The sequence below is a fragment of the Streptomyces pallidus (ex Mingjun et al. 2026) genome (genome assembly GCF_051550185.1).
In the GTDB taxonomy this organism is placed as follows: domain Bacteria; phylum Actinomycetota; class Actinomycetes; order Streptomycetales; family Streptomycetaceae; genus Streptomyces.
Genome location: NZ_CP196181.1, coordinates 1,671,741 through 1,682,715, shown reverse-complemented (window position 1 = coordinate 1,682,715; position 10,975 = coordinate 1,671,741). Strand labels below are relative to the sequence as shown.

8 protein-coding genes are annotated in these 10,975 nt (G+C 75.2%); 7 read left to right on the top strand and 1 reads right to left on the bottom strand.

Going from position 1 to position 10,975, the window contains the following annotated elements:
• Positions 1-175 precede the first annotated feature (175 nt).
• From ACSHWO_RS07195 to ACSHWO_RS07165, 7 genes are all read left to right on the top strand, one after another.
• Positions 176-1,984: an IucA/IucC family protein gene (locus ACSHWO_RS07195; protein ID WP_438310518.1), complete on the top strand. Its 1,809-nt coding sequence runs from the start codon at positions 176-178 to the stop codon at positions 1,982-1,984.
• A 12-nt stretch (positions 1,985-1,996) separates the two neighbouring features.
• Positions 1,997-3,535 (top strand): pyridoxal phosphate-dependent decarboxylase family protein, encoded by a 1,539-nt coding sequence (locus tag ACSHWO_RS07190; RefSeq protein ID WP_438310516.1) that lies wholly within the window; start codon positions 1,997-1,999, stop codon positions 3,533-3,535.
• Positions 3,532-5,376, top strand: a complete 1,845-nt coding sequence (locus tag ACSHWO_RS07185) for an IucA/IucC family protein (RefSeq protein ID WP_438310513.1) — start codon at positions 3,532-3,534, stop codon at positions 5,374-5,376. Before ACSHWO_RS07190 ends, ACSHWO_RS07185 begins: the two co-directional genes overlap by 4 nt.
• Positions 5,373-5,978 carry a GNAT family N-acetyltransferase gene (locus ACSHWO_RS07180; RefSeq protein WP_385804926.1) on the top strand — a complete coding sequence of 202 codons (606 nt, stop codon included), beginning with the start codon at positions 5,373-5,375 and terminating at the stop codon, positions 5,976-5,978. The genes ACSHWO_RS07185 and ACSHWO_RS07180 overlap by 4 nt, the downstream gene beginning before the upstream one ends.
• Complete coding sequence (locus ACSHWO_RS07175) at positions 5,975-7,285, top strand: lysine N(6)-hydroxylase/L-ornithine N(5)-oxygenase family protein (RefSeq protein ID WP_438310510.1); 1,311 nt, start codon at positions 5,975-5,977, stop codon at positions 7,283-7,285. The genes ACSHWO_RS07180 and ACSHWO_RS07175 overlap by 4 nt, the downstream gene beginning before the upstream one ends.
• Before the next feature lie 341 nt (positions 7,286-7,626).
• On the top strand, positions 7,627-8,769 hold the full coding sequence (locus ACSHWO_RS07170; protein WP_438310508.1) for a molybdopterin-dependent oxidoreductase: 1,143 nt from the start codon (positions 7,627-7,629) through the stop codon (positions 8,767-8,769).
• 15 nt (positions 8,770-8,784) lie between these two features.
• Positions 8,785-10,140, top strand: a complete 1,356-nt coding sequence (locus tag ACSHWO_RS07165; protein WP_438310506.1) for an MBL fold metallo-hydrolase — start codon at positions 8,785-8,787, stop codon at positions 10,138-10,140.
• A gap of 69 nt (positions 10,141-10,209) precedes the next feature.
• Here ACSHWO_RS07165 and ACSHWO_RS07160 read toward each other — a convergent pair whose 3' ends face one another.
• Positions 10,210-10,968: a methyltransferase gene (locus ACSHWO_RS07160; RefSeq protein ID WP_438310504.1), complete on the bottom strand. Its 759-nt coding sequence runs from the start codon at positions 10,966-10,968 to the stop codon at positions 10,210-10,212.
• Positions 10,969-10,975: the final 7 nt, after the last annotated feature.

The window sequence follows — 10,975 nt, the reverse complement described above, 5'->3', positions numbered from 1 at the left end:
ACCCTTGAACGGGCATGCGAATTGGTAAGCCTAACCTAAGTTCAGATCCGAGAGAATCTCATCTGCCCCAGTATGGCCGAAAGTTGCGATTGCGACTTAGGTAAGGCTTCCCTAATCTGACCTCGCCTGGACGGATTGCCTCCGGGCGCCACGAGACGGATACAGGAGCTGCCAGATGCCCCTGCCCCCCGACCATCCCGTGCCGGACCTGCCGGACGTCTCCCCGGCGGCCTGGCGGGAAGCCAACCGCCGCCTCCTCGCCAAAGCGCTCGGCGAATGGTGCTTCGAGGACATGCTCAAGGCGGTCGAAACCGGCGACGGCCACCGCGTCGACCTCGCCAGCGGCACGACCTACGCCTTCCGCGCCGAACCGGGCGCCTACGGCTGGCTCCGCGTCGACCCGGACTCGATCACCCGCACCGCCACCGGCATGCTCGGCAACTCCCTCGCCCGACCCGCCTGGGACGTGCAGCAGTTCCTCGTCGAGGCGGCCACGACCATCGACAGCGACCCGTCGACGATCGCCACCTACCTCACCGAGCTCTCCGCCACCCTCGCCGTCGACGCCGCCCGCCTCACCCACGGCGGCGAGACCGCCGCCGAACTGCGCGCCCTCGGCCACACCGAGCTGGAGTGCCGGATGACCGGCCACAACCTGCTCGTCGCGAACAAGGGCCGGATCGGCTTCTCCGCCACCGACGTGCGCCGCTACGCCCCCGAGTCCGCGCAGCCGCTCACGCTCCCCTGGGTGGCCGTGCACCGCGGCCTCGCCGAGTTCCGCGGCACGTCCGAGCTGTCCGAACGCGAGGTCCTCGCACGGGAGCTGGACGAGGGGACCCGGGCCCGGTTCACCGCCGTCCTGGAACGTGCCGGAGTCGATCCCGCCGCCTACGTGTGGCTGCCCGTGCACCCCTGGCAGTGGGACCACGCCGTCCAGGTCCTGCACGCCGCCGACGTGGCCCAGCGCCGCATCGTCCCGCTCGGCGAGAGCGCCGACGCGTACCTCCCGGGCCAGTCGATCCGTACGATGGCCAACGTCACCACCCCCGAGCGGTACGACGTCAAACTCCCCCTGAAGATCCTCAACACCCTCGTCTGGCGCGGCATCCCGCCGCACTGCACGGCCGGGGCCCCCGTCGTCACGCAGTGGCTGCGCGGCCTGGTGGAGCGCGACCCGTTCCTGACCGGGGAATGCCGGACCGTCTTCCTCGGCGAGGTCGCCTCCGTCACCGTCCACCACCCCTACCTGTCCCGGCTCGACGGGGCGCCCTACCAGTACCTGGAGACCCTCGGCTGCATCTGGCGCGAACCGGTGTCGGCGCGCAAGGACCCCGACGAACGGGTCCGCACCTTCGCCTCGCTGCTGCACACCGACCACACCGGGCGCGCGTTCGCCGCCGAACTCGCCCGCGCCTCGGGCCTCGACCCGCAGGACTGGCTGCGCCGCCTGTTCGGCACCCTGCTCGTACCGGTCCTGCACGTCCTCTACCGCTACGGGATCACCTTCAACCCGCACGGCCAGAACACCCTGATCGGCTACGACGAGCACGAGGTCCCGTCCCGCCTGTACCTGAAGGACTTCGTCGACGACGTGTGCGTGTCCTCCACCGACGTGCCCGAACGCGGCCCGGAGCCCGACGGCCACGACCACGTCCTGCCGCGCAAACACCCGTCGGTCATCCGCCAGCACGTCGTCGACCAGGTCTTCGTGGGCCACTTCCGCTACCTCGCACCGCTCTGCGCCGACCAGCTCGGCGTGCCCGAGCGGACCTTCTGGCGGCTGGTCCGCCAGACCGTCCTCGACTTCCACGAACGCTTCCCCGAACTGTCCGACCGTTTCACCGAGTACGACCTGCTCACCCCCGAGATCCCCCGGTACGGCCTGAACCGCGACCGGATCGTCGTCACCCGCTACGGCGACCGGGCCCTGCGCCACGCGCTGTACCCGAACGGCACCCACCCCAGCCCGCTCGCTGCCGACTGAGGAGGCCAGAGCGTGATACCGCTGACCGCAGTACCGCCCCGGCCCGCCTCCGCACCGCCGTCGCCCGCCCTCTGCCTCGACGGGCTCGGCGAGGTCCACGGCCTGCTCGGCGAGATCGTCGACACCCTGGCGGCCGCCCGCCGCCCGCCCGGCCCCGTCCCCGCCGGCGCCCCCGCCGACGTCCTCGCCGCCGCCGCGGACGCACTCGGACCGCCCCGCCTCCCCGACGAGGGACTCGGCGCCAAGGCCGCCCTCCAGCGGCTGACCACCGTCCTGGTGGAACAGGGCCTCGACCTGGCCCACCCCCGCGCCGCCGCCCACCTCCAGCCGCCGCCGCTCGCCGTCGCGGTCGCCGCGGACACCCTCGCCGGCGCCGGCAACGCCTCCCTGGACACCTACGACTCCGGCCCCGCGGCCATCGCCGTCGAACGCTGGCTGATCGCGGCCCTCACCGGCCTCGCCGGACTCGGCGAGCACGCGGACGGCGTCCTCACCCCCGGCGGCTCCCTGTCCAACCTGATGGGACTGCTCCTCGCCCGGGACGCGGCCGCCCTCCGCCGCGGCGTCGACGTCCGCGCACAGGGCGTGGCCGCCCTACCCGCACCAGTGGTCCTCTGCTCCGAGCACGCCCACTTCTCCACCCACCGCGCCTGCGCCACCCTCGGACTCGGGGAAACCGCCGTACGCGTCGTCCCCGCCGACGAACACCGGCGCATGCGGCCCGAGGCCCTCGCCGCCGCGCTCGCCTCCCTCCATCCCGACCAGACCCCGGTCGCCGTCGTCGCCACCGCCGGGACCACCGACTTCGGCTCCGTCGACCCGCTCGCCCGGATCGCCGAGATCGCGGCCGACCACGGGACGTGGATCCACGTCGACGCCGCGTACGGCTTCGGCGCCCTCTTCTCCGACCGCCTCGCCGACCGCCTGGCCGGACTCGAACTGGCCGACTCCGTCACCCTCGACCTGCACAAACTGGGCTGGCAGCCCGCCGCGTCCAGTGCCCTGCTGGTCGCGGACCGCAGCGCCTTCACCGTGCTCGCCCGCGAGGTCGCCTACCTCAACCCGGCCGACGACACCGAGGCCGGCTACGGCGGGCTGCTCGGGCGCAGCCTCCAGACCACCCGGCGGCCCGACGCGGTCAAGGCCGCCGCCACCCTCCTCGCGTACGGGCGCTCCGGCCTGGGCCGCATGGTCGACACCTGCCACGACCTGGCCCGGCACGCCGAGCGGCGCATCCTCGCCGAGCCGGACCTGGAGCTGGTCGCCCCGGCCGAGCTGACCACCGTGGTCTTCCGCTACCGCGGTGGCGCGGACCCGGCGGCCGCCGACGCCCTCAACGGGGCCGTCCGCCGCCGCCTCCTCCGGTCCGGCAGAGCCCTCGTCGGCCGTACCGACGCCGCGGCCGGCGCACCCGGCGAACCGCCCCGGGTGTGCCTGAAGTTCACCCTGCTCAACCCCACCGCCACCGCCGACGACATCGACGACCTCGTGGACACCGTCCTCGACGCCGGACGCACCTGCGAACGACTCATGGAGGAGACCGCCGCATGACGACCACCGCCGCGGCAGCAACCCCCACCCCACCGGCCGGCCCACCGCATGCCGCCGACGCCCGGACCGCAGGCGGCCCAGCCCACGCCGCCGACCCCCTGCACGCACCCGACGCCCGGACCGCCGCCGAACACGCGCACACCGAGGCCCTGTTGCGCTGCTGGCTGCTGGAGACCGGCACGCCCGTCGCCCCCGGCCCGCTGCGGGTCGAACTGCCCACCGCAGGGCTGGCCCTCCTCACCGAGGTCACCCACCGCTCGCCCACCGGCTGGCACCGCTTCGCCCCCGTCCGCCTCGAAGGCCCCGGGGGCGCGCTCGGCGACCCCGCCGACCCCGTGACGGCCGTCGCCCTGCTCGCCGCGGAGGCGGCCGTACGGGGCGGCGCACGGCCCGGCGGGATCCCCGCCGGTGAGGCCGCCGACCTGGTCGAACGCACCGCCGAATCCGTCCGCCGCGTCGCCGCGTTCCTCACCCACCGCCGCGCCCACCCCGCGCCGCCACCCGGCACGGACGGCTTCCTCGACGCCGAACAGGCCCTCCTCCTCGGCCACTTGAACCACCCCGCCCCCAAGAGCCGCGACGGAATCTCCGACCACGACACCGCAGCCTTCTCGCCCGAGCTGCGCGGCTCCTTCCGCCTGCACTGGTTCGCGGCCGACCCCGCGGTCGTCTCGCACGACGCCGTCGCCGGCGCACCGTCCCTGGCCGGCAGGAGCACCGTCGCCCTCCTCGCCGACCTCGCCGGACGGCCCCCCGCCGACGGCCGTGTCCTGATCCCCGCCCATCCCTGGCAGGCCCGCGAGCTGCTGCACCGCCCGCGCACCGCCGCCCTCGTGGCCTCCGGGGCCCTGGAACCGCTCGGTGCGCTCGGCCCCGCCTGGTGGCCGACGTCCAGCCTGCGCACCGTGTACCGGCCCGGCGCCGAGGTGATGCTCAAGCTCTCCCTCGGCCTGCGGCTGACCAACTCCCGCCGCGAGTCCACCCGTACGGAACTGCGCCGCGGCCCGGAGGTCAACCGGCTGCTCGACGCCGGCCACGCCGACGGGACCTTCCTCGCCCACCCCGGATTCACGATCACCCGCGACCCCGCCTGGCTCGCCGTCGACGAACCCGGCCGCCCGGAGGGCCCCGAGGTGACCGGCCTCGACGTCGCCGTACGGGAGGTCCCGCACGGCATCGCCGACCTGCGCTGCCTCGTGGGCCTGGTCGCCCCCCGCCCCGGCCTCGGCCGCAGCGCGCTCGGCGAGCTCGTGGCCGCGCAGGGCCCCGGCGCCGCCGAGCGGTGGACGGCCGACTACACCGACCGGGTCCTCGTACCCATGCTCCACCTGTACGCCGCCACCGGCATCGGTCTGGAGGCCCACCAACAGAACACCCTGGTCCGGCTGGACGCGCAGGGCCGGGTGGCCGGCGGAGCCTTCCGCGACAACCAGGGCTACTACCTGGCCGCCTCCCACCTGCCGGAACTCCTCAAGCGCACCGGCGCCGACTCCTCCACCCTCGCCGTCGTCGACGACGCCCTCGTCGACGACCGCCTCTCCTACTACCTGTTGCGCAACCAGGCCCTGTCGGTCGTCGGCTGCCTCGCCGTCGACGGCCTCGCCGCCGAGCGCGACCTCCTGGCCGTGCTCGCCGGCCGGCTGCGGGCCGCCCTTCCCGGCCTCGCCGCCGCCGGCCCGGACGGCGACCGGCTGGCGCGCCGCTGGCTGACGGCCCGCACCCTGCCCGGCAAGGCCAACCTGCTCACCCGGCTGCACGGCATCGACGAGGTCCTCGCCCCCCTCGACGCCCAGTCCGTCTACCTCGACGCCCCCAACCCGTTCCAGGAGGCCGCCGCATGACGCCCGCCCACCCGCTGCCGCCGGAAACGGACCGGCCGGGCGCCGCCGTCCCAGGCCCCCCGCTGCCCCTGCTGCCCGGACCCTGGTCGGCCCGCACCGCCCGGGCCGACGGGCCCGACCTCGACCTGGTGCACGGCTGGATGCGGGCCCCGCACGTCGACGCCTTCTGGCACCAGGCCTGGACGCGCGAGCGCTGGCACGAGGAGATCGCGGGACACCTCGGCGGCGTCGCCGTCCGGCCCGTCCTCATCGGGCTCGACGGCGAGCCGCTCGCCTACGTCGAGGTCTACCGCGTGCTGCGCGACCGGCTCACCGAGCACTACGCCTACCACCCCCGCGACCTGGGCGTGCACATCGCCATCGGCGAGGAGGCGCGCACCGGCAAGGGCCTCGGCCGGACGCTGCTGCGGTCCCTGGCCGAGGGGCTGCTCGCCGCCGATCCCGCCTGCCCCCGGGTGGTCGCCGAACCGGACGCGGCCAACACGGCCTCCCTCCGGGCGTTCGGCGCCGCCGGCTACCGCCGCATCCGGGAGATCACCCTGCCCGAGAAGACGGCCGTCCTGCTCTGCCGGCCGCGCCGCGAGGAGGACCTGCCCCGATGACCGGACACGATGTGATCGCCATCGGCTGCGGCCCCTTCAACCTGGGCCTCGCCGCCCTCGCCCGGGCCGTCGACGGCCTCGACCTGCTGGTCCTGGAGGAGCAGCCCGAACTCACCTGGCACCGCGGGATGATGTTCGCCGACGCCTCTATGCAGGTGAACTTCCTCGCAGACCTCGTCACGCTCGTCGCCCCCGGCCACCCGCTGTCGTTCCTGCACTACCTCCACGACATGGACCGGCTGTACACCTTCACCGTGCGGGAGAACTTCTTCCCCTCCCGCCGGGAGTACGAGGACTACCTGCGCTGGGCCGCCGCCCGGCTGCCCTCGGTCCGCTTCTCCCACCGCGTCGAGGAGGTCCACTGGGAGCCCGGGCCCGAGCACTTCGCCGTGCACGCGGTGCGCGGCGACGGCACCCGGCTGCGCCTGGCCGCCCGCGCCCTCGTTCTCGGCATCGGCACCGCCCCGCACGTGCCGCAGGCCCTGGCCGGCCTGCCGCGGGAGCGGCTGCTGCACACGTCGGAGTACCTGTACCGGGCGGCCGACGTGCAGGGCGCCGGCAAGGTCACCGTGGTCGGCTCCGGCCAGTCGGGCGCCGAGGTCATGGTGGACCTGCTGGGCCGGAACACCGAGGGCGGCCCGGCGGCGGCCTGGCTGACCCGGACCCCGTCCTTCGCGCCGCTCGACTACACGAAGCTGGTCCTGGAGATGACCACGCCGGCGTACATGCAGTACTTCCACACGCTGCCGGAGCACGTACGGGACCGGCTGGCGGGCGAGCAGTGGCAGCTCTACAAGGGCATCTCCACCGACACCCTCGACCAGATCCACGAACTGCTCTACCGGCGCCAGCTGCAGCACGGCCTCGCCGACGTCGAGCTGCGCTTCGGCATCACCGTGGAGGCCGCGGCCGTCGACGGGGCGGGTCGGGCGGTGCTGACCTGCCGGCACCGCGACACCGGGGCGGTCTTCGAGCACACCACCGACCTGGTGGTGGCCGCGACCGGCTACCGCAACCGGCCGCCCGGCTTCCTCGCCCCCGTCGACCACCTGCTGCTGCGGGACGGCCGCGGCCGCCACCGGGTCCGCCCGGACCACTCCGTCGAGCTCGCCGAGGGCGTCACGGGGCGCATCTTCGTGTCCAACGCCGAGGTGCACAGCCACGGGGTCTCGGCGCCCAACCTGGACATCGGGGCGGTGCGCAACGCCACCATCCTCAACGCCGTCGCCGGCCGCGAGGCCTTCCGGCTCCCGAAGCGCAGCGCCTTCACCACCTTCACGGCCCCCGCCAGAACCCCTGACCCGTAGGACCGCTGACACCGCCCGCGCGGCCCGGCCGCGGGCACCGCGGGCACACAGCAGCCCCCGGCAGCCTTGCCGATCTCCGAGGGTCGTCGGTCGTCGCCGACGGCTCCTCCGGTCGGCAGTCTCCGCCGGGGGCCTGGCCAGAGCCTGGACAAGTGTCACGCGGGCTCCCGAACGTCTTCGGGAGGCGGTGTGGCTCTTTCTGGTATTCCGGTGTAAGGACCACTTTCCTCCCTATTCCCGCGGAGTCAATGGGTTTGCCGGAATTTTCGGTCGGCGGACCCGGACGTAAGATGAAGGTGATCCGCGTCGTGTCAGGTCAGCGGCCCGACGGAGGTTCCGCGATGACGGCATGGCCCATTCCGCTCGGGTCCGGTGCCACCGGCTGGGCTCCGGAGACGGTGACGTCCGACCCGTACAACGCCCAGACGCCGGCGGCCGCGCTGGCCGAGCCCGTGACGCCCGTCGCCGCCCTGTTCGTCCGCGACCACTTCGGCGTGCCCGAGACCTCCCCCGACGGCTGGCGGCTGCACCTGGGCGGCGCCGCGGCCGCCCCCTTCGCCCTCGGGTACCCGGACCTGCTCGCCCTGGAGCACCGGGAGCTCGACGTCCTCATGGAATGCGCGGGCAACGGCCGCACCCTGATGGACCCCCGCCCGCCCGGCCTCCCCTGGGACCAGCGGGCGGTCGGCTGCACCCGTGTCGCCGGGGTGCCGTTCGCCGTCCTGGCCGCCCGGGCCCGCTTCGATCCGCGCACCGTCGAGGTGGTCTTCACCGGGGCCGACTCCGGCAGCGTCCACGGCCGCGCCGTCCCCTTCGAACGAAGCCTCCCCCTCGACGTGGCCCTCCACCCCGACACCCTGGTCGCCACGCACATGAACGGCGAGCCGCTCACCCCCGCGCACGGGGCGCCGGTCCGCCTGGTGGTCCCCGGCCGGTACGCGGTCGCCGACGTGAAGTGGCTGGTCGGCGCCCGCGCCGTGACCGAACCGTTCACCGGCGTCTTCCAGGCCGAGGAGTACCTCTACACCGACTCCCGCGGCACCCCCGAGGGGCCCGTCACGACCGTCCGCGTGAAATCCCTGATCACCGCCCCCGAACCGGACGCGGACCTGCGCCGCGGCCACGAGACCCTGGTGCAGGGCCGGGCGTGGTCGGGCGGCGGCGTGCCCGTGCGCCGGGTGGTGGTGCGCGCCGAGTACGCCGGTGACGACACGGACGCCGCAGCCCCCGACGGCGACGCGGCCGAGGGCCCCGCCGCCGCAGGGCCCGGCGCGGGCTGGCACCGCGCCCGGCTCGAAGCCCCGGCCGGCCCCTACGCCTGGACCGCCTGGTCGTACCGGTGGACTCCCGTACGTCCCGGTCCCCACCGGCTGCTGGCCCGCGCGACCGACGCCCGCGGCGACACCCAGCCGGCCGGCGCCCCCTGGAACGCCCGCGGCTACGGCTGCAACCCCGTGGCCCGCGTGGACGTGGTCGTCGTCTGAAGGGCCGGTGCACCGATGACCGAGATCGAGATCATGACCACCGCCTCGCTCGGTGACACCAGCTACCTCCTCGTCAGCGGGGACGAAGCCGCCCTGATCGACCCGCAGCGCGACAGCTGGGAGCTGATGGAGTCCTGCGCCGACCGCGGCGTACGGATCCGGTACGCCCTGGACACCCACGTCCACAACGACTACCTCTCCGGGGCGCTGGAGGTCCGCGCCGCCACCGGGGCCACCGTGGCGGGCCCCGCCCGCGCGCCGTACGCCTTCGACCACCTCGGCCTGGCCGAGGGCGACGAGATCACGGTCGGGGACGCGACGCTGCGGGCGCTGGAGACCCCGGGCCACACCGCCGAGCACACCTCCTACCTCGTCCTCGACGGCTCCCGTCCGGACCGCCCGGCGGCCGTGTTCACCGGCGGCAGCCTGCTGGTCGGCACCGCCGGCCGCACCGACCTCTCCGGCGCCGACCACACCGAGGAACTGGCCCGCGCCCAGTACCGCTCGCTGCGCCGCCTCGCCCTGCTCCCCGACAGCACCCGCGTCCTGCCCACGCACGGCGCCGGCAGCTCCTGCTCGGCCGGCCCGGCGGCCACCGGGCGGACCACCACCGTCGGCGCCGAGCGGCGCACCAACCCGGCGCTCACCGTCGCGGACGAGGAGGAGTTCGTCAGCGGGCGGATGGCCGGCCTGCCGCCGTACCCCGCCTACTACCACCACATGGCCCCGGTGAACCGGTCCGGCCCGCCCGTCCTGGGCGGGCTGCCGGCGCTGCGGCCGCTCACCCCGGCCGCGGTCGAGGGGCTCGCCGGCGGCGGCGCGCAGATCCTCGACGGCCGCGACCGCGCCTCCTTCGCCGCCGGCCACCTGCCCGGTTCGATCTGCGAGGAGCTCGACGACCGGTTCGCGAGCCTGGTCGCCGAGGTCGTCCCGTTCGGCACCCGCCTGGTCCTCGTCCTGCCCGAACCGGCCGGCGAGGCGGGCCGCGAGGCGGTCCGCCAGCTCCTGCGGATCGGGTACGACAACATCGCCGGGCACCTGGCGGGAGGCGTCGGGGCCTGGGCCGCCGCCGGCCGGCCCCTGCGCTCCTTCCGCACCGCCGACGCCGCCGAACTCGTCGGGCACCTCGCCGACCGGCGCATCCTGGACGTCCGGCCCGAGGGCCCGGACGGAGGCGTCCCCGGCGCCCTCGTCGTACCGCTGGCCGAACTGCCCCGGCGGCTCGGGGAACTGCCGCGGGACCGGGAGGTCTGGACGGTGTGCACCAGCGGCCGCCGGGCGACCATCGCGGCCAGCCTCCTGGACCGGGCCGGCATCCCCGTCACCGCCGTGATCCGCGGCGGAGCGGAGGACCTGGTCCGGCCCGCGTGACGGCCCCCGGCGCGCCCGCGGGCGGGTCCCCCCGGTCGGCGCCCGCCCGCGGGCGCGCCCCCGCGCGGGTCAGCGTACGGCGGCCAGGACCCGGCTGCTGCCGTACTGCCAGACCGTGCCCACATGGCGGAAGCCGGCCTGGCGCAGCAGCGCGGCGTGGGCCGACACCGGCAGGTCGTCGGCGGCGCACGGCGGATGGCCCGCGGCGTCCGGGGAGGACAGCAGAGGGGCCAGTTCCGGGTCCGCCGCAGCCCCCGACCACCAGGACGACCAGTCCTCGTGGGTGAAGGCGAGGTGGCGCTCGCTGTGGCGGCGGTCGAGGTCCTGGGCGAGGGCCCGGACGGGCGCCTCGTCGGGGGCGATGTGGTCGCCGTTGACGAACACCCCGCCCGGGCGCAGCCGTTCGGCGAGGTCCCGGTACACGCCGCCCAGGGTGGCCCGGTCCAGGTAGTGCAGCGCCGTGGTGGACACGGCCGCGTCCACCGGCCGGTCGAGGGCGAGCGCGTCGAGCCAGCCGGGCCCGCCGATCAGGGTGCGCACGTACCGCAGCCGGTGCCCGAAGTGCGCCCGCCCCAGCTCCAGCAGCAGCGGGTCCGCGTCGACGGCCAGCACCTCGGACCCGGGCAGCCGGTCGGCCAGGCGCGCCGCCAGCGTGCCCGGACCGCTGCCCAGGTCGAGGAGGAGCCGGCGGCCGGACGCGGTGTGCGTGACGCGCTCGACCACGTCCGTGATGACCGTGAACCGCTCCTCGCGGTCCACCGCGTACCGCTGCTGCTGGCACTCCCAGCGCTCCACCCACCGCGCGGCCGTCACTGCGCTCATACCCATAGTGAAA